Here is a 19,306-nt window from a genome sequence, read left to right on the forward strand (position 1 = left end):
AAGTTAATGGCGTAAAGAATGAATACACAACAATTGGCAAAACTGCGTTCCATCGTGCCCGAAATGCGTCGCGTTCGGCACATACATTTTGTCGGCATCGGTGGTGCCGGTATGGGCGGTATTGCCGAAGTTCTGGCCAATGAAGGTTATCAGATCAGTGGTTCCGATTTAGCGCCAAATCCGGTCACGCAGCAGTTAATGAATCTGGGAGCGACGATTTATTTCAACCATCGCCCGGAAAACGTACGTGATGCCAGCGTGGTCGTTGTTTCCAGCGCCATTTCTGCCGATAACCCGGAAATTGTCGCAGCTCATGAAGCGCGTATTCCGGTGATCCGTCGTGCCGAAATGCTGGCTGAGTTAATGCGTTTTCGTCATGGCATCGCCATTGCAGGAACGCACGGCAAAACGACAACCACCGCGATGGTTTCCAGCATCTACGCAGAAGCGGGGCTCGACCCAACCTTCGTTAACGGCGGGCTGGTAAAAGCGGCGGGGGTTCATGCGCGTTTGGGGCATGGTCGGTACCTGATTGCCGAAGCAGATGAGAGTGATGCATCGTTCCTGCATCTGCAACCGATGGTGGCGATTGTCACCAATATCGAAGCCGACCACATGGATACCTACCAGGGCGACTTTGAGAATTTAAAACAGACTTTTATTAATTTTCTGCACAACCTGCCGTTTTACGGTCGTGCGGTGATGTGTGTTGATGATCCGGTGATCCGCGAATTGTTACCGCGAGTGGGACGTCAGACCACGACTTACGGCTTCAGCGAAGATGCCGACGTGCGTGTAGAAGATTATCAGCAGATTGGCCCGCAGGGGCACTTTACGCTGCTGCGCCAGGACAAAGAGCCGATGCGCGTCACCCTGAATGCGCCAGGTCGTCATAACGCGCTGAACGCCGCAGCTGCGGTTGCGGTTGCTACGGAAGAGGGAATTGATGACGAGGCTATTTTACGTGCGCTGGAGAGCTTCCAGGGGACTGGGCGCCGTTTTGATTTCCTCGGTGAATTCCCGCTGGAGCCAGTGAATGGTAAAAGCGGTACGGCAATGCTGGTCGATGACTACGGCCACCACCCGACGGAAGTTGACGCCACCATTAAAGCGGCGCGCGCAGGCTGGCCGGATAAAAACCTGGTAATGCTGTTTCAGCCGCACCGTTTTACCCGTACGCGCGACCTGTATGATGATTTCGCCAATGTGCTGACGCAGGTTGATACCCTGTTGATGCTGGAAGTGTATCCGGCTGGCGAAGCGCCAATTCCGGGAGCGGACAGCCGTTCGCTGTGTCGCACAATTCGTGGACGTGGGAAAATTGATCCCATTCTGGTGCCGGACCCTGCGCAGGTAGCCGAGATGCTGGCACCGGTATTAACCGGTAACGACCTGATTCTCGTTCAGGGGGCTGGTAATATCGGAAAAATTGCCCGTTCTTTAGCTGAAATCAAACTGAAGCCGCAAACTCCGGAGGAAGAACAACATGACTGATAAAATCGCGGTCCTGTTGGGCGGGACTTCCGCTGAGCGGGAAGTTTCTCTGAATTCTGGCGCAGCGGTGTTAGCCGGGCTGCGTGAAGGCGGTATTGATGCGTATCCTGTCGACCCGAAAGAAGTCGACGTGACGCAACTGAAGTCGATGGGTTTTCAGAAAGTGTTTATCGCGCTACACGGTCGCGGCGGTGAAGATGGTACGCTGCAGGGCATGCTCGAGCTGATGGGCTTGCCTTATACCGGCAGCGGAGTGATGGCATCTGCGCTTTCAATGGATAAACTACGCAGCAAACTGCTGTGGCAAGGTGCCGGTTTACCGGTCGCGCCGTGGGTAGCGTTAACCCGCGCAGAGTTTGAAAAAGGCCTGAGCGATAAGCAGTTAGCAGAAATTTCTGCTCTGGGTTTGCCGGTTATCGTTAAGCCGAGCCGCGAAGGTTCCAGTGTGGGAATGTCAAAAGTAGTAGCAGAAAATGCTCTACAAGATGCATTAAGATTGGCATTTCAGCACGATGAAGAAGTATTGATTGAAAAATGGCTAAGTGGGCCGGAGTTCACGGTTGCGATACTCGGTGAAGAAATTTTACCGTCAATACGTATTCAACCGTCCGGAACCTTCTATGATTATGAGGCGAAGTATCTCTCTGATGAGACACAGTATTTCTGCCCCGCAGGTCTGGAAGCGTCACAAGAGGCCAATTTGCAGGCATTAGTGCTGAAAGCATGGACGACGTTAGGTTGCAAAGGATGGGGACGTATTGACGTTATGCTGGACAGCGATGGACAGTTTTATCTGCTGGAAGCCAATACCTCACCGGGTATGACCAGCCACAGCCTGGTGCCGATGGCGGCACGTCAGGCAGGTATGAGCTTCTCGCAGTTGGTAGTACGAATTCTGGAACTGGCGGACTAATATGTCGCAGGCTGCTCTGAACACGCGAAATAGCGAAGAAGAGGTTTCTTCTCGCCGCAATAATGGAACGCGTCTGGCGGGGATCCTTTTCCTGCTGACCGTTTTAACGACAGTGTTGGTGAGCGGCTGGGTCGTGTTGGGCTGGATGGAAGATGCGCAACGCCTGCCGCTCTCAAAGCTGGTGTTGACCGGTGAACGCCATTACACGCGTAATGACGATATCCGGCAGTCGATCCTGGCATTGGGTGAGCCGGGTACCTTTATGACCCAGGATGTCAACATCATCCAGACGCAAATAGAACAACGCCTGCCGTGGATTAAGCAGGTGAGCGTCAGAAAGCAGTGGCCTGATGAATTGAAGATTCATCTGGTTGAATATGTGCCGATTGCGCGGTGGAATGATCAACACATGGTAGACGCGGAAGGAAACACCTTCAGCGTGCCGCCAGATCGCACCAGCAAGCAGGTGCTTCCAATGCTGTATGGCCCGGAAGGCAGCGCCAATGAAGTGTTGCAGGGCTATCGCGAAATGGGGCAGATGCTGGCAAAGGACAGATTTACTCTGAAGGAAGCGGCGATGACCGCGCGGCGTTCCTGGCAGTTGACGCTGAATAACGATATTAAGCTCAATCTTGGCCGGGGCGATACGATGAAACGTTTGGCTCGCTTTGTAGAACTTTATCCGGTTTTACAGCAGCAGGCGCAAACCGATGGCAAACGGATTAGCTACGTTGATTTGCGTTATGACTCTGGAGCGGCAGTAGGCTGGGCGCCCTTGCCGCCAGAGGAATCTACTCAGCAACAAAATCAGGCACAGGCAGAACAACAATGATCAAGGCGACGGACAGAAAACTGGTAGTAGGACTGGAGATTGGTACCGCGAAGGTTGCCGCTTTAGTAGGGGAAGTTCTGCCCGACGGTATGGTCAATATCATTGGCGTGGGCAGCTGCCCGTCACGTGGTATGGATAAAGGCGGGGTGAACGACCTCGAATCCGTGGTCAAGTGCGTACAACGCGCCATTGACCAGGCAGAATTGATGGCAGATTGTCAGATCTCTTCGGTATATCTGGCGCTTTCTGGTAAGCACATCAGCTGCCAGAATGAAATTGGTATGGTGCCTATTTCTGAAGAAGAAGTGACGCAAGAAGATGTGGAAAACGTCGTCCATACCGCGAAATCGGTGCGTGTGCGCGATGAACATCGTGTGCTGCATGTGATCCCGCAAGAGTATGCGATTGACTATCAGGAAGGGATCAAGAATCCGGTAGGACTTTCGGGCGTGCGGATGCAGGCAAAAGTGCACCTGATCACATGTCACAACGATATGGCGAAAAACATCGTCAAAGCGGTTGAACGTTGTGGGCTGAAAGTTGACCAACTGATATTTGCCGGACTGGCATCAAGTTATTCGGTATTGACGGAAGATGAACGTGAACTGGGTGTCTGCGTCGTCGATATCGGTGGTGGTACAATGGATATCGCCGTTTATACCGGTGGGGCATTGCGCCACACTAAGGTAATTCCTTATGCTGGCAATGTCGTGACCAGTGATATCGCTTACGCCTTTGGCACGCCGCCAAGCGACGCCGAAGCGATTAAAGTTCGCCACGGTTGTGCGCTGGGTTCCATCGTTGGAAAAGATGAGAGCGTGGAAGTGCCGAGCGTAGGCGGTCGTCCGCCACGGAGTCTGCAACGTCAGACCCTGGCAGAGGTGATCGAGCCGCGCTATACCGAGCTGCTCAACCTGGTCAACGAAGAGATATTGCAGTTGCAGGAAAAGCTTCGCCAACAAGGGGTTAAACATCACCTGGCGGCAGGCATTGTATTAACCGGTGGCGCAGCGCAGATCGAAGGTCTTGCAGCCTGTGCTCAGCGCGTGTTTCATACGCAAGTGCGTATCGGCGCGCCGCTGAACATTACCGGTTTAACGGATTATGCTCAGGAGCCGTATTATTCGACGGCGGTGGGATTGCTTCACTATGGGAAAGAGTCACATCTTAACGGTGAAGCTGAAGTAGAAAAACGTGTTACAGCATCAGTTGGCTCGTGGATCAAGCGACTCAATAGTTGGCTGCGAAAAGAGTTTTAATTTTTATGAGGCCGACGATGATTACGGCCTCAGGCGACAGGCACAAATCGGAGAGAAACTATGTTTGAACCAATGGAACTTACCAATGACGCGGTGATTAAAGTCATCGGCGTCGGCGGCGGCGGCGGTAATGCTGTTGAACACATGGTGCGCGAGCGCATTGAAGGTGTTGAATTCTTCGCGGTAAATACCGATGCACAAGCGCTGCGTAAAACAGCGGTTGGACAGACGATTCAAATCGGTAGCGGTATCACCAAAGGACTGGGCGCTGGCGCTAATCCAGAAGTTGGCCGCAATGCGGCTGATGAGGATCGCGATGCATTGCGTGCGGCGCTGGAAGGTGCAGACATGGTCTTTATTGCTGCGGGTATGGGTGGTGGTACCGGTACAGGTGCAGCACCAGTCGTCGCTGAAGTGGCAAAAGATTTGGGTATCCTGACCGTTGCTGTCGTCACTAAGCCTTTCAACTTTGAAGGCAAGAAGCGTATGGCATTCGCGGAGCAGGGGATCACTGAACTGTCCAAGCATGTGGACTCTCTGATCACTATCCCGAACGACAAACTGCTGAAAGTTCTGGGCCGCGGTATCTCCCTGCTGGATGCGTTTGGCGCAGCGAACGATGTACTGAAAGGCGCTGTGCAAGGTATCGCTGAACTGATTACTCGTCCGGGTTTGATGAACGTGGACTTTGCAGACGTACGCACCGTAATGTCTGAGATGGGCTACGCAATGATGGGTTCTGGCGTGGCGAGCGGTGAAGACCGTGCGGAAGAAGCTGCTGAAATGGCTATCTCTTCTCCGCTGCTGGAAGATATCGACCTGTCTGGCGCGCGCGGCGTGCTGGTTAACATCACGGCGGGCTTCGACCTGCGTCTGGATGAGTTCGAAACGGTAGGTAACACCATCCGTGCATTTGCTTCCGACAACGCGACTGTGGTTATCGGTACTTCTCTTGACCCGGATATGAATGACGAGCTGCGCGTAACCGTTGTTGCGACAGGTATCGGCATGGACAAACGTCCTGAAATCACTCTGGTGACCAATAAGCAGGTTCAGCAGCCAGTGATGGATCGCTACCAGCAGCATGGGATGGCTCCGCTGACCCAGGAGCAGAAGCCGGTTGCTAAAGTCGTGAATGACAATGCGCCGCAAACTGCGAAAGAGCCGGATTATCTGGATATCCCAGCATTCCTGCGTAAGCAAGCTGATTAAGAATTGACTGGAATTTGGGTTTCGAGGCTCTTTGTGCTAAACTGGCCCGCCGAATGTATAGTACACTTCGGTTGGATAGGTAATTTGGCGAGATAATACGATGATCAAACAAAGGACACTTAAACGTATCGTTCAGGCGACGGGTGTCGGTTTACATACCGGCAAGAAAGTCACCCTGACGTTACGCCCTGCGCCGGCCAACACCGGGGTCATCTATCGTCGCACCGACTTGAATCCACCGGTAGATTTCCCGGCCGATGCCAAATCTGTGCGTGATACCATGCTCTGTACGTGTCTGGTCAACGAGCATGATGTACGGATTTCAACCGTAGAGCACCTCAATGCTGCTCTCGCGGGCTTGGGCATCGATAACATTGTTATCGAAGTTAACGCGCCGGAAATCCCGATCATGGACGGCAGCGCCGCTCCGTTTGTATACCTGCTGCTTGACGCCGGTATCGACGAGTTGAACTGCGCCAAAAAATTTGTTCGCATCAAAGAGACTGTTCGTGTCGAAGATGGCGATAAGTGGGCTGAATTTAAGCCGTACAATGGTTTTTCGCTGGATTTCACCATCGATTTTAACCATCCGGCTATTGATTCCAGCAACCAGCGCTATGCGATGAACTTCTCCGCTGATGCGTTTATGCGCCAGATCAGCCGTGCGCGTACGTTCGGTTTCATGCGTGATATCGAATATCTGCAGTCCCGTGGTTTGTGCCTGGGCGGCAGCTTCGATTGTGCCATCGTTGTTGACGATTATCGCGTACTGAACGAAGACGGCCTGCGTTTTGAAGACGAATTTGTGCGTCACAAAATGCTCGATGCGATCGGTGACTTGTTCATGTGTGGTCACAATATTATTGGTGCATTTACCGCTTATAAATCCGGTCATGCACTGAATAACAAACTGCTGCAGGCTGTCCTGGCGAAACAGGAAGCCTGGGAATATGTGACCTTCCAGGACGACGCAGAACTGCCGTTGGCCTTCAAAGCGCCTTCAGCTGTACTGGCATAACGACATTTATACTGTCGTATAAAATTCGACTGGCAAATCTGGCACTCTCTCCGGCCAGGTGAACCAGTCGTTTTTTTTTGAATTTTATAAGAGCTATAAAAAACGGTGCGAACGCTGTTTTCTTAAGCACTTTTCCGCACAACTTATCTTCATTCGTGCTGTGGACTGCAGGCTTTAATGATAAGATTTGTGCGCTAAATACGTTTGAATACGATCGGGATGGCAATAACGTGAGTGGAATACTGACGCGCTGGCGACAGTTTGGTAAACGCTACTTCTGGCCGCATCTCTTATTAGGGATGGTTGCGGCGAGTTTAGGTTTGCCTGCGCTCAGCAACGCCGCCGAACCAAACGCGCCCGCAAAAGCGACAACCCGCAACCACGAGCCTTCAGCCAAAGTTAACTTTGGTCAATTGGCCTTGCTGGAAGCGAACACACGCCGCCCGAATTCGAACTATTCCGTTGATTACTGGCATCAACATGCCATTCGCACGGTAATCCGTCATCTTTCTTTCGCAATGGCACCGCAAACACTGCCCGTTGCTGAAGAATCTTTGCCTCTTCAGGCGCAACATCTTGCATTACTGGATACGCTCAGCGCGCTGCTGACCCAGGAAGGCACGCCGTCTGAAAAGGGTTATCGCATTGATTATGCGCATTTTACCCCACAAGCAAAATTCAGCACGCCCGTCTGGATAAGCCAGGCGCAAGGCATCCGTGCTGGCCCTCAACGCCTCACCTAACAACAATAAACCTTTACTTCATTTTATTAACTCCGCAACGCGGGGCGTTTGAGATTTTATTATGCTAATCAAATTGTTAACTAAAGTTTTCGGTAGTCGTAACGATCGCACCCTGCGCCGGATGCGCAAAGTGGTCAACATCATCAATGCCATGGAACCGGAGATGGAAAAACTCTCCGACGAAGAACTGAAAGGGAAAACCGCAGAGTTTCGTGCACGTCTGGAAAAAGGCGAAGTGCTGGAAAATCTGATCCCGGAAGCTTTCGCCGTGGTACGTGAGGCAAGTAAGCGCGTCTTTGGTATGCGTCACTTCGACGTTCAGTTACTCGGCGGTATGGTTCTTAACGAACGCTGCATCGCCGAAATGCGTACCGGTGAAGGTAAAACCCTGACCGCAACGCTGCCTGCTTACCTGAACGCACTAACCGGTAAAGGCGTGCACGTAGTTACCGTCAACGACTACCTGGCGCAACGTGACGCCGAAAACAACCGTCCGCTGTTTGAATTCCTTGGCCTGACTGTCGGTATCAACCTGCCGGGCATGCCAGCACCGGCAAAGCGCGAAGCTTACGCAGCTGACATCACTTACGGTACGAACAACGAATACGGCTTTGACTACCTGCGCGACAATATGGCGTTCAGCCCTGAAGAACGTGTACAGCGTAAACTGCACTATGCGCTGGTGGACGAAGTGGACTCCATCCTGATCGATGAAGCGCGTACACCGCTGATCATTTCCGGCCCGGCAGAAGACAGCTCGGAAATGTATAAACGCGTGAATAAAATTATTCCGCACCTGATCCGTCAGGAAAAAGAAGACTCCGAAACCTTCCAGGGCGAAGGCCACTTCTCGGTGGACGAAAAATCTCGCCAGGTGAACCTGACCGAACGTGGTCTGGTGCTGATTGAAGAACTGCTGGTGAAAGAGGGCATCATGGATGAAGGGGAGTCTCTGTACTCTCCGGCCAACATCATGCTGATGCACCACGTAACGGCGGCGCTGCGCGCTCATGCGCTGTTTACCCGCGACGTCGACTACATCGTTAAAGATGGTGAAGTTATCATCGTTGACGAACACACCGGTCGTACCATGCAGGGCCGTCGCTGGTCCGATGGTCTGCACCAGGCTGTGGAAGCGAAAGAAGGTGTGCAGATCCAGAACGAAAACCAAACGCTGGCTTCGATCACCTTCCAGAACTACTTCCGTCTGTATGAAAAACTGGCGGGGATGACCGGTACTGCTGATACCGAAGCTTTCGAATTTAGCTCCATCTACAAGCTGGATACCGTCGTTGTTCCGACCAACCGTCCAATGATTCGTAAAGATCTGCCGGACCTGGTCTACATGACTGAAGCGGAAAAAATTCAGGCGATCATTGAAGATATCAAAGAACGTACTGCGAAAGGCCAGCCGGTGCTGGTGGGTACTATCTCCATCGAAAAATCGGAGCTGGTGTCAAACGAACTGACCAAAGCCGGTATTAAGCACAACGTCCTGAACGCCAAATTCCACGCCAACGAAGCGGCGATTGTTGCTCAGGCAGGTTATCCGGCTGCGGTGACTATCGCGACCAATATGGCGGGTCGTGGTACAGATATTGTGCTCGGTGGTAGCTGGCAGGCAGAAGTTGCCGCGCTGGAAAATCCGACCGCAGAGCAAATTGAAAAAATTAAAGCCGACTGGCAGGTACGTCACGATGCGGTACTGGAAGCAGGTGGCCTGCATATCATCGGTACCGAGCGTCACGAATCCCGTCGTATCGATAACCAGTTGCGCGGTCGTTCTGGTCGTCAGGGGGATGCTGGTTCTTCCCGTTTCTACCTGTCGATGGAAGATGCGCTGATGCGTATTTTTGCTTCCGACCGAGTATCCGGCATGATGCGTAAACTGGGTATGAAGCCAGGCGAAGCCATTGAACACCCGTGGGTGACTAAAGCGATTGCCAACGCCCAGCGTAAAGTTGAAAGCCGTAACTTCGACATTCGTAAGCAACTGCTGGAATATGATGACGTGGCTAACGATCAGCGTCGCGCCATTTACTCCCAGCGTAACGAACTGCTGGATGTCAGCGATGTGAGCGAAACCATCAACAGCATTCGTGAAGATGTGTTCAAAGCCACCATTGATGCCTACATTCCGCCACAGTCGCTGGAAGAAATGTGGGATATTCCGGGGCTGCAGGAACGTCTGAAGAACGATTTCGACCTCGATTTACCAATTGCCGAGTGGCTGGATAAAGAACCAGAACTGCATGAAGAGACGCTGCGTGAGCGCATTCTGGCGCAGTCCATCGAAGTGTATCAGCGTAAAGAAGAAGTGGTTGGTGCTGAGATGATGCGTCACTTCGAGAAAGGCGTCATGCTGCAAACGCTTGACTCCCTGTGGAAAGAGCACCTGGCAGCGATGGACTATCTGCGTCAGGGTATCCACCTGCGTGGCTATGCACAGAAAGATCCGAAGCAGGAATACAAACGTGAATCGTTCTCCATGTTTGCAGCGATGCTGGAGTCGTTAAAATATGAAGTTATCAGCACGCTGAGCAAAGTCCAGGTACGTATGCCTGAAGAGGTTGAGGAGCTGGAACAACAGCGTCGTATGGAAGCCGAGCGTTTAGCGCAAATGCAGCAGCTTAGCCATCAGGATGACGACTCTGCAGCCGCAGCTGCACTGGCGGCGCAAACCGGTGAGCGCAAAGTAGGACGTAACGATCCTTGCCCGTGCGGTTCTGGTAAAAAATACAAGCAGTGCCATGGTCGCCTGCAATAAAAGCTAACAGTTGAAGTAAAAGGCGCAGGATTCTGCGCCTTTTTTATAGGTTTAAGACAATGAAAAAGCTGCAAATTGCGGTAGGTATTATTCGCAACGAGAACAATGAAATCTTTATAACGCGTCGCGCAGCAGATGCGCACATGGCGAATAAACTGGAGTTTCCCGGCGGTAAAATTGAAATGGGCGAAACGCCGGAACAGGCGGTGGTGCGTGAACTTCAGGAAGAAGTCGGGATTACCCCACAACATTTTTCGCTATTTGAAAAACTGGAATATGAATTCCCGGACAGGCATATAACTCTGTGGTTCTGGCTGGTCGAAAGCTGGGAAGGGGAGCCGTGGGGTAAAGAAGGGCAACCCGGTGAGTGGATGTCGCTAGTCGGTCTTAATGCCGATGATTTTCCGCCAGCCAATGAACCGGTAATTGCGAAGCTTAAGCGTCTGTAGGTCGGATAAGGCGTTCACGCCGCATCCGACATTTGCACAAGATGCCTGATGCGACGCTGTCCGCGTCTTATCAGGCCTACGTGCGGCATCAGACAAATGTCACTGCTTTGGCTCTTCGCTCCAGTCATCGCTTTCGGAAAGATCGCCACTGCTGGGGATTCGTTTTTCTTCAGCAGCCCATTCTCCGAGGTCGATCAGCTGACAACGTTTGGAGCAAAATGGCCGAAACGGGCTGATTTCACCCCACACCACCGTTTTCCCGCAGGTTGGGCAATTCACCGTAATAGTTTCTGACATTTTCACTCCTTAGCAACAGGCCAGTTCGAAATCCAGACGTTCCGGTACCTGTCCGTTTTCAGTGTCCAGCGGCATAAAACGAATGGCAAAACGGCTCTTATGTCCGGAAATTTGCGGATAAAGCTGTGAATCGAGCGACAGATTCAGGCGCAGCAAGTCGGCATCGCCACCGTTATCCTGATAAAAACCATTCAGGCTGGTTTGTTTACGGAAGGGGGCCGACTGGCGAATTAAATCCAGCACCATGGTAAGTGCCTGGGTGAGCGGGTTCAGGCTGGCAATCCAGGTTTCTACCTGGCTGTCGCGCTGCGCCTGGGGTAGATGCAGCCAAATGTGCAATGTAGGTAAATCAAAGCTGCAACAGCCGCCTGGGATGCTCAGTCGCTGACGCACCAGAGCAATCAAACGATCTTCACGCAGAAATTGCCCGATACGCGGCGCGGAAATTAATACGCTCCCCGCCGCTTTTAACTGCTGAATTAATGCTTCAATACGGCTCTGGTCCACGCCAGGCACGCCAATCCAGGTCTGGAGTTTACGTTGCTGCCGGTCAAGTTCTTTCAACAGCTCAGTGCGGACTTCGCCGCGCTCGAAAACATCCAGTAATTCACTGACATTACGGAAGAAATGCAGCGCGCCAGCGTGGTCAACGATGGGTAAATTAACGGTGAGTTGCTGAATCAAAAACTCAATGCGCAGCCATGTACGCATTTTTTCATTTAGTGGATGTTCAAAAAGGACCTGGGTCTGCATTACGGTTTTTCCTGTGAGACAAACTGCGACGCAAGCTGCAAATAGTGTGCGTGCAGGCGGGCAACATCCGATGCGATAGCATCCGGTGCGCCGTTATTATCAATGACGTCATCTGCCACGGCAAGGCGGGCTTCGCGCGTTGCCTGAGCAGCAAGGATTTGTTCGACATGTTCGCGAGTTACATCATCGCGCTGCATGGTGCGCTTAAGTTGCGTTTCTGGGCTGACATCCACCACCAGCACTCGATTCGCTTTTTTATACAGTGAGTTTTCTACCAGCAATGGCACAACCCACAGTACATAGGGGGAAGTTGCTTGCTGGATCTGGTGTTGCGTCTCTTGCTGAATCAGCGGATGCAGCAGGTCGTTAAGCCAGTTTTTCTCTTCCGGGTTGGCGAAGATCCGCTCGCGCAAGGCCCGGCGCTGCAATGTTCCATCAGCAGCAATCATGTTAGCGCCAAAGTGATCAGCAATGGCATGTAGCGCAGGTGCACCAGGTTCAACCACCTGACGCGCAATAATATCGGCATCAATGACGTTAATTCCGAGATCAGCAAACGCATTGGCAACGGTACTCTTGCCACTGCCAATGCCTCCCGTTAAGGCAACTATATACCTCATAATTTATATTCCCGGGAATTCATCATGATTATCAAAACGTTAAAAATGAGCGCACGAAAGCGAAATTGATGAAACGTTCGCTCACTATTTACCAGGTAAATTTATGGGATTGTAGCGTAAAAAAAGACAATTTCGCAGTCTTGCGCCGCATTGATTAGTGCGTATGATAGCGTCACTGGAGTTGCGCTCTTACCCTTATAGCCATTAACCCCAGGAATCCGCACATGCGTATTGAAGAAGATCTGAAGTTAGGTTTTAAAGACGTTCTCATCCGCCCTAAACGCTCCACTCTTAAAAGCCGTTCCGATGTTGAACTGGAACGTCAATTCACCTTCAAACATTCAGGTCAGAGCTGGTCCGGCGTGCCAATTATCGCCGCAAATATGGACACCGTAGGTACATTTTCTATGGCCTCTGCGCTGGCTTCTTTTGATATTTTGACTGCTGTGCATAAACACTATTCTGTCGAAGAGTGGCAAGCGTTTATCAACAATTCTTCCGCTGATGTGCTGAAACATGTGATGGTTTCTACCGGTACGTCTGATGCGGATTTCGAAAAAACTAAACAGATTCTCGACCTGAACCCGGCATTAAACTTCGTTTGTATTGATGTGGCGAATGGTTATTCCGAACACTTCGTGCAGTTCGTTGCGAAAGCGCGTGAAGCGTGGCCGACCAAAACCATTTGTGCTGGCAACGTAGTGACTGGTGAAATGTGTGAGGAGCTTATCCTCTCCGGTGCTGATATCGTTAAAGTTGGCATTGGCCCAGGTTCTGTTTGTACAACTCGCGTCAAAACAGGCGTCGGTTATCCGCAGCTTTCTGCGGTAATCGAATGTGCCGATGCGGCGCACGGTCTGGGCGGAATGATCGTCAGCGACGGTGGCTGCACCACGCCGGGCGATGTCGCAAAAGCCTTTGGCGGCGGTGCCGATTTCGTCATGCTTGGCGGCATGCTGGCGGGCCACGAAGAGAGCGGCGGTCGCATCGTTGAGGAGAACGGCGAGAAATTTATGCTGTTCTACGGCATGAGCTCCGAGTCTGCGATGAAACGTCACGTTGGCGGCGTTGCGGAATATCGCGCAGCAGAAGGTAAAACCGTTAAGCTGCCGCTGCGAGGCCCGGTTGAAAATACCGCGCGTGATATTTTGGGCGGCCTGCGTTCAGCTTGTACATACGTTGGGGCTTCACGCCTGAAAGAACTGACCAAGCGCACCACATTTATCCGTGTGCAGGAACAAGAAAACCGCATCTTCAACAACCTGTAATCTTCCAACGCTGGTGTGGAGCAACACGCCAGCGTTATCCCATCCCACTCATCGCATCGCCTAAATGGAAAATTGGCAGATACATCGCCACCACCAGCGTACCGATAATTCCTCCCGTTATGATCAGCAACGCCGGTTCCAGTAAGGCTGCGAGGTTATCCGCCAGCGCCATTGTGTTATCCCGATGATGATGGGCGAGGTTGTCTAACATGAGGTCCAGCGAGCCGGATGCCTCTCCTGTTCTCACTAATTGCAAACAGAGCGGGCTAAACTCCCCGGTATTTTTTAGCGCCAGCCAGATGGGATGACCGTTACTGATATCGTGCTGGATTTGTGTCAGAAGTTGCACCCAGTACGGGCAGCGCATTGTTTCTCTGACGCTCTCTACGCCCTGCAAAAAAGTAATGCCTGCACTTTGTGTCAGCGCCAGAATCGTAAAAATCTGCGTGAGTTTTTGTCCCCGCATCAGTGAACCCATAATCGGGATGCGTAACAGCAATTTCTGCCGCACTATAAGCCAGGTCGGTCGGCGCATCAGCAACTTATTGGCTATCGCCAGCAGAAAGCCGAACAACACCAGCAGCCAGCTCCATTCGCCACTAAAGTCTGCCAGCGTCATGATCCCCTGCGTTAGTGCCGGTAGTGGGGTGTTGAAGGTCTTATAGATAGCGGCAAACTCCGGCAGAACAAAATGCAGCATTGCCACAACCACCATGATTGCCATCGCTAAAATGATGATGGGATAACGTAACGCTGATTTCACTTTGTCGGTCAACTGACGCTGGGCTTTTTGCTGACGCGCCAGTTCAAAGCAGCATTCATCCAGCTTACCGGTCAGTTCACCCGTGCGGATCATCGCCTGATAGAGTGGCGGAAATACCTCTGACCAGGGTAATAAGGCATTGGAAAAAGCAATGCCCTGTTCGAGATCGTGCGCCAGCGATTGCAGCAACGCTTGCCATTGCTTACTGGGATGCTGTTCCGCCAGCAGTGCCAGCCCTTCAGAAAGCGTTAACCCGGCTTTGAGTAGCGTCGCCAGTTGATGAATGACTTCCGCGCTTTTATCTCCTCGCCACTGCGCAGAATTGATGGCGATTCGCTTCAGGCTAAGTGGGGTAACCATCTGTTGCTGTAGTGCCATGAGCAGCAAAGCACGGCTCTCTGCCCATAGCATCCCATCTTGCGCATTGCCGTCGCCGGTTATGCCATGCCAGCGCCAGAGTTGCTTACTCGCCATGCGGCATCCCCAGTACGCGGATTAACTCTTCAAAGGTGGTTAAGCCTTGCTCCACGGCCAGGCAGCCGTTTTCAAAAAGCGTACACATACCCGCCTGTCGTGCGTGCGTTTCCAGCGATTCAACGTCGGTATTAGCGGAAATAAGCTGACGAATGACCGGCGTTATGGGCAGAACTTCAAATAAGGCCGTACGACCATAAAAACCGTGGTAGCAATGTACACAACCGGGTGCCTGCCAGTGGGGCAGCGGCGACGGCCATACATTGACTGGAATATGGATGGGCTCCCCTTGCTGCTGGCGACAATGTGGGCAAAGTTTACGTACCAGACGCTGGGCTATTACCAGCGTAAGCGCTGATGAGAGCATCCAGCGGGCGACTCCCATTTGCTGTAAACGTACCAGCGTTTCGCAGGTGGAATTAGTGTGTAGGGTAGACAACACCAGGTGACCAGTTTGCGCCGCTTTAATAGCGATCTCTGCTGTTTCGCCATCGCGGATCTCTCCGATCATGATGACGTCAGGATCCTGGCGCAATAACGCACGCAACACGCCCTGAAAGGTGAGTCCGGCACGCGGATGGATTTGCGTCTGGTTTAGTCCGGCTATGGGGATCTCAACCGGATCTTCGACGCTACAAATATTAATGTCAGCGGTATTCAGCGTTTGCAGGGCACTATAAAGCGTGACCGTTTTGCCGCTGCCTGTAGGGCCAGTTACCAGCACCAGTCCCTGTGGTTGTTGCAAGGCATGAGCAAAGTCCGCCAGTTGTAACGGCTGCATTCCAAGCGTGTTGACATCCAGTGCCTGACCCACCTGCTGTAACAACCTTAATACCACCTTTTCACCACCCCGACATGGTAAGGTCGCAATACGAAATGAGACGGCGTTTCCTGCCAGTTCGACAGTGAATTGCCCGTCCTGCGGCAGGCGATGTTCCGCAATATCCAGGTTTCCCAGCACTTTTAATCTGGCGGTTAATGCGACTCCGGCATCCGGTGAAACATCCGGTAAAGGATGCAATACGCCGTCGATACGCAAGCGGATGCGGTAGGCATTGTCCGCTGGTTCGATATGAATATCAGACGCGCGTTGTTCCAGCGCAGATTGTAACGTTCGAGCTAGCAACTCTGCTTTGGGCTGATGCTTCTCCTGAACAGCTACGGGCAATGTCTGTTGTGTGCGACTGGCGTGACCTTCCATTTGTTGGCGCGTCCAGCAGGTGATCTCAATACGTTTGGTGGTAGCGAAATGCAATGCGTCCAGCAACTCATGTGAGGGGGCATCGACCACCGCAACATGAACCACTTCTTCGCTGGCATCCAGCAAGACTCCCTGATAACGCAGACACAGGGCCGTGAGCTGTGGAATATTCATTGCCGCTCCTTAGTTGGCGTCATCAAAGCGGAAGACATCTTCGCAGGCTTGCTGCAATGCGCTGTCACTTTGAATATTGCAGTTGCGCGTCCAGCCGGTGACGCCGTTTGCGTTATCCCAACCCGGTGTCATGACGACGCTTAGTCCATTGAGACTTTCTTGCCCGGTCAGCGACACCACGCCTTTTGCCACACTCATGGCTGAAACATAGTGGGTGGTGGTAGGCGAGGGAATGCCATTGCTGCCACCGTCGCAGGTATCTAATCCACCATGTTCCAGCGCGCACAACTCTACGGCGGTACGGTAAGGCACAAAGGTTTGTAGCATGTCGGTGAGTGCGGCTTTGCGCAGGTAGTTTTGATAAGCGGGAATACCAATGGCGCTTAAAATGGCAATGATGCCAATAACCACCATCAGTTCGATAAGTGTAAAACCGCGTTGCTTGTCCATCTGTTTCGCTCCTTGATTTGGTTGGCGCTACTTTGGCAAACGCCATCAGCACAGGCGAGGGGCAAAAAACGAAACGGGAAAGCAGATTCCGAGGTTTTTTATTTCGTTGCAGCGAAAGACAAGAAATTTGCGAGGCGTTACGAAGAAAGTTGGGGAAGGGGAGATTATCCGCCCGCGATGGAGCGGATAAATCTGTCAACTATTAGCGAAAACGCATTGAAAGGTCGAGTGCTTGTACGTGTTTAGTTAGCGCACCGACGGAGATAAAGTCCACGCCCGTTTCGGCAAATTCACGCAGTGTTTTGTCAGTGACGTTGCCAGACACTTCCAGTAGCGCCTTGCCGTTGGTGCGTTTGACGGCTTCGCGCATCTGTTCTGTTTCGAAGTTATCCAGCATGATGATATCGGCTCCTGCTTTCAGGGCTTCATCAAGTTCTTCCAGATTCTCTACTTCGACTTCTACTGGCGCATCCGGGTGCAGCCAGGACGCTTTTTCGACCGCCTGGCGCACTGAGCCGGAGGCAATAATATGGTTTTCTTTGATCAGGAAGGCATCAGAAAGCCCCAGACGGTGATTCGCTCCGCCGCCGCAAAGTACCGCGTATTTCAGAGCTGAACGCAGGCCGGGTAAGGTTTTGCGCGTATCCAACAACTGCGTGTTGGTGCCTTCCAGCAATTCGACATAGTGGCGTACCTTACTGGCAACTCCTGAAAGGGTTTGCACAAAATTAAGCGCAGTGCGTTCGCCCGTTAACAGCACGCGGGATGGGCCTTCAAGTTCGAACAAGGATTGATTGGCATTGATGACATCGCCGTCATCCACATGCCAGATTATGGTGACATCGTCGCCTGCCAGTTGAATAAACACCTCTTCAACCCAGCGTTTGCCGCAAAAGACGCCATTCTCGCGGGTGATCACCGTGGCATGAGAGCGAGAATTTTCCGGTAAAAGTTTTGCCGTAATATCATTGTTGGCATCGACTGTTCCGCCTAAATCTTCCCGCAGCGCCTGGGCTACCGCGCCGGGGATATCGAGATTAATGCGTTCCAGCAGCTCGTCACGTCGGGTGTCAGGGTTATAGCGGCGAGGCGGCATGTTAAAACTCCAGATAGCTAACGAATCATAAGGTAGAAACATGCTACTCTGAACCGGGTATTAGCACCACATATAAGGAGATCCTGCATGTTGTTAGAACAGGGGTGGCTGGTTGGCGCGCGCCGCGTTCCCTCACCACATTACGATTGCCGCCCGGATGACGAAACACCCACCCTGCTGGTGGTGCACAATATTAGCCTGCCGCCAGGCGAGTTTGGCGGTCCGTGGATCGACGCATTATTCACTGGAACTATTGATCCGCAGGCACATCCTTTCTTTGCTGAGATCGCCCATTTGCGCGTCTCCGCTCACTGTTTGATTCGCCGTGATGGTGAAATAGTCCAGTATGTTCCTTTCGATAAACGTGCATGGCATGCGGGAGTCTCTCAGTATCAGGGGCGCGAACGCTGCAATGATTTTTCTATTGGGATTGAGCTTGAAGGCACCGATACGCTGGCGTATACCGATGCGCAGTATCAACAGCTTGCGGCGGTTACGCGGGCACTGATTGATTGCTATCCGGATATCGCTAAAAACATGACGGGCCATTGTGATATTGCGCCGGATCGGAAAACCGATCCCGGTCCTGCATTTGATTGGGCACGGTTTCGTGTGCTGGTCAGCAAGGAGACAACATGACGCTATTTACAACCTTACTGGTGTTAATTTTCGAGCGCCTGTTTAAGTTGGGCGAGCACTGGCAGCTTGATCATCGTCTTGAAGCGTTCTTTCGGCGGGTGAAACATTTTTCTCTCGGGCGCACGTTAGGCATGACCATTATTGCGATGGGCGTGACTTTTTTACTGTTACGCGCATTGCAGGGAGTATTGTTCAACGTTCCCACGCTACTGGTGTGGCTGCTGATTGGTTTGCTGTGTATTGGCGCAGGTAAAGTTCGTCTTCATTATCATGCTTATCTGACAGCTGCTTCACGTAATGATAGCCATGCCCGTGCCACGATGGCTGGCGAACTCACCATGATTCACGGCGTCCCGGCAGGCTGCGACGAACGTGAGTATTTGCGTGAGCTGCAAAATGCATTGCTGTGGATTAACTTTCGTTTTTATCTTGCACCGCTGTTCTGGCTGATTGTGGGGGGAACCTGGGGACCCGTTACGCTGATGGGGTATGCGTTTTTGCGTGCATGGCAATACTGGCTGGCGCGATATCAGACGCCGCATCATCGTTTACAGTCCGGCATTGATGCCGTGCTTCATGTACTGGATTGGGTGCCGGTTCGTCTTGCGGGTGTGGTATATGCCTTGATCGGTCATGGTGAGAAAGCGTTACCGGCCTGGTTTGCTTCGCTGGGTGATTTCCATACTTCGCAGTATCAGGTGTTAACGCGTCTGGCGCAGTTCTCTCTGGCGCGTGAACCGCATGTCGATAAGGTGGAGACGCCGAGGGCAGCGGTTTCAATGGCGAAGAAAACCTCGTTCGTGGTCGTGGTGGTGATTGCACTACTGACGATTTACGGGGCGTTGGTGTAAAGATTATTGCCCTCACCCTGTACGGGTGAGGGC

Annotated in this window: 20 protein-coding genes; 13 read left to right on the plus strand and 7 right to left on the minus strand. The window is 52.2% G+C overall.

Annotated features, from left to right (window positions below; translation table 11 throughout):
- Positions 1–18 precede the first annotated feature (18 nt).
- The 9 genes from murC (at position 19) to mutT (ending at position 10,687) form a co-directional block, all read left to right on the plus strand.
- Positions 19–1,494 (plus strand): UDP-N-acetylmuramate--L-alanine ligase, encoded by a 1,476-nt coding sequence (gene murC, locus ACJHXA_RS12105; RefSeq protein WP_001096048.1) that lies wholly within the window; start codon positions 19–21, stop codon positions 1,492–1,494.
- Entirely contained in the window at positions 1,487–2,407 is a 921-nt protein-coding gene (ddlB, locus tag ACJHXA_RS12110; protein WP_000130056.1) for a D-alanine--D-alanine ligase, read from the plus strand. The genes murC and ddlB overlap by 8 nt, the downstream gene beginning before the upstream one ends.
- Position 2,408: 1 nt before the next feature.
- A complete protein-coding gene (gene ftsQ, locus ACJHXA_RS12115) occupies positions 2,409–3,239 on the plus strand; it encodes a cell division protein FtsQ (RefSeq protein ID WP_000075744.1) in 831 nt (276 codons plus the stop codon).
- Positions 3,236–4,498, plus strand: a complete 1,263-nt coding sequence (ftsA, locus tag ACJHXA_RS12120; protein WP_000588474.1) for a cell division protein FtsA — start codon at positions 3,236–3,238, stop codon at positions 4,496–4,498. The genes ftsQ and ftsA overlap by 4 nt, the downstream gene beginning before the upstream one ends.
- A 60-nt stretch (positions 4,499–4,558) precedes the next feature.
- Positions 4,559–5,710 carry a cell division protein FtsZ gene (gene ftsZ, locus ACJHXA_RS12125; RefSeq protein ID WP_000462776.1) on the plus strand — a complete coding sequence of 384 codons (1,152 nt, stop codon included), beginning with the start codon at positions 4,559–4,561 and terminating at the stop codon, positions 5,708–5,710.
- Between the two features lie 100 nt (positions 5,711–5,810).
- Positions 5,811–6,728, plus strand: a complete 918-nt coding sequence (gene lpxC / locus ACJHXA_RS12130; protein WP_000595482.1) for a UDP-3-O-acyl-N-acetylglucosamine deacetylase — start codon at positions 5,811–5,813, stop codon at positions 6,726–6,728.
- A 230-nt stretch (positions 6,729–6,958) separates the two neighbouring features.
- Positions 6,959–7,471, plus strand: coding sequence for a secA translation cis-regulator SecM (gene secM / locus ACJHXA_RS12135; protein WP_000014321.1), 513 nt, complete (start codon positions 6,959–6,961; stop codon positions 7,469–7,471).
- Between the two features lie 61 nt (positions 7,472–7,532).
- Positions 7,533–10,238: a preprotein translocase subunit SecA gene (secA, locus tag ACJHXA_RS12140; RefSeq protein WP_000905789.1), complete on the plus strand. Its 2,706-nt coding sequence runs from the start codon at positions 7,533–7,535 to the stop codon at positions 10,236–10,238.
- A gap of 59 nt (positions 10,239–10,297) precedes the next feature.
- Complete coding sequence (gene mutT, locus ACJHXA_RS12145; protein WP_000736013.1) at positions 10,298–10,687, plus strand: 8-oxo-dGTP diphosphatase MutT; 390 nt, start codon at positions 10,298–10,300, stop codon at positions 10,685–10,687.
- Positions 10,688–10,786: 99 nt separating this feature from the next.
- Here mutT and yacG read toward each other — a convergent pair whose 3' ends face one another.
- From yacG to coaE, 3 genes are read right to left on the minus strand one after another with little or no spacing between them, the layout of a single operon-like run.
- Entirely contained in the window at positions 10,787–10,984 is a 198-nt protein-coding gene (yacG, locus tag ACJHXA_RS12150; RefSeq protein WP_000005042.1) for a DNA gyrase inhibitor YacG, read from the minus strand.
- A 9-nt stretch (positions 10,985–10,993) separates the two neighbouring features.
- Positions 10,994–11,737, minus strand: a complete 744-nt coding sequence (gene zapD, locus ACJHXA_RS12155; protein ID WP_001194734.1) for a cell division protein ZapD — start codon at positions 11,735–11,737, stop codon at positions 10,994–10,996.
- On the minus strand, positions 11,737–12,357 hold the full coding sequence (gene coaE / locus ACJHXA_RS12160; RefSeq protein ID WP_001269527.1) for a dephospho-CoA kinase: 621 nt from the start codon (positions 12,355–12,357) through the stop codon (positions 11,737–11,739). The genes zapD and coaE overlap by 1 nt, the downstream gene beginning before the upstream one ends.
- Before the next feature lie 24 nt (positions 12,358–12,381).
- On the opposite strand from coaE, the gene ACJHXA_RS12165 reads away from it, so the two are divergent.
- Together ACJHXA_RS12165 and guaC are read left to right on the plus strand one after the other, a co-directional pair.
- Complete coding sequence (locus ACJHXA_RS12165) at positions 12,382–12,426, plus strand: protein YacM (protein WP_120795372.1); 45 nt, start codon at positions 12,382–12,384, stop codon at positions 12,424–12,426.
- A 155-nt stretch (positions 12,427–12,581) separates the two neighbouring features.
- Complete coding sequence (gene guaC, locus ACJHXA_RS12170; protein ID WP_001217338.1) at positions 12,582–13,625, plus strand: GMP reductase; 1,044 nt, start codon at positions 12,582–12,584, stop codon at positions 13,623–13,625.
- Between the two features lie 34 nt (positions 13,626–13,659).
- On the opposite strand, the gene hofC is transcribed toward guaC, so the two are convergent.
- The 4 genes from hofC to nadC form a co-directional block, all read right to left on the minus strand.
- Positions 13,660–14,862 carry a protein transport protein HofC gene (gene hofC, locus ACJHXA_RS12175; RefSeq protein ID WP_000157234.1) on the minus strand — a complete coding sequence of 401 codons (1,203 nt, stop codon included), beginning with the start codon at positions 14,860–14,862 and terminating at the stop codon, positions 13,660–13,662.
- Positions 14,852–16,237, minus strand: a complete 1,386-nt coding sequence (gene gspE / locus ACJHXA_RS12180; protein ID WP_001025173.1) for a type II secretion system protein GspE — start codon at positions 16,235–16,237, stop codon at positions 14,852–14,854. The genes hofC and gspE overlap by 11 nt, the downstream gene beginning before the upstream one ends.
- 9 nt (positions 16,238–16,246) lie before the next feature.
- On the minus strand, positions 16,247–16,687 hold the full coding sequence (gene ppdD / locus ACJHXA_RS12185; protein WP_000360895.1) for a prepilin peptidase-dependent pilin: 441 nt from the start codon (positions 16,685–16,687) through the stop codon (positions 16,247–16,249).
- A 202-nt stretch (positions 16,688–16,889) separates the two neighbouring features.
- Positions 16,890–17,783 carry a carboxylating nicotinate-nucleotide diphosphorylase gene (gene nadC / locus ACJHXA_RS12190; protein WP_001135174.1) on the minus strand — a complete coding sequence of 298 codons (894 nt, stop codon included), beginning with the start codon at positions 17,781–17,783 and terminating at the stop codon, positions 16,890–16,892.
- A gap of 87 nt (positions 17,784–17,870) precedes the next feature.
- Between nadC and ampD the strand changes: the two genes are divergently transcribed.
- Positions 17,871–18,422, plus strand: a complete 552-nt coding sequence (gene ampD, locus ACJHXA_RS12195) for a 1,6-anhydro-N-acetylmuramyl-L-alanine amidase AmpD (protein WP_000923721.1) — start codon at positions 17,871–17,873, stop codon at positions 18,420–18,422.
- Entirely contained in the window at positions 18,419–19,273 is an 855-nt protein-coding gene (gene ampE / locus ACJHXA_RS12200; protein WP_000172006.1) for a beta-lactamase regulator AmpE, read from the plus strand. The genes ampD and ampE overlap by 4 nt, the downstream gene beginning before the upstream one ends.
- The last annotated feature ends 33 nt before the right edge of the window (positions 19,274–19,306 follow it).

The organism is Escherichia sp. WS33 (assembly GCF_046486385.1).
In the GTDB taxonomy this organism is placed as follows: domain Bacteria; phylum Pseudomonadota; class Gammaproteobacteria; order Enterobacterales; family Enterobacteriaceae; genus ECMA0423.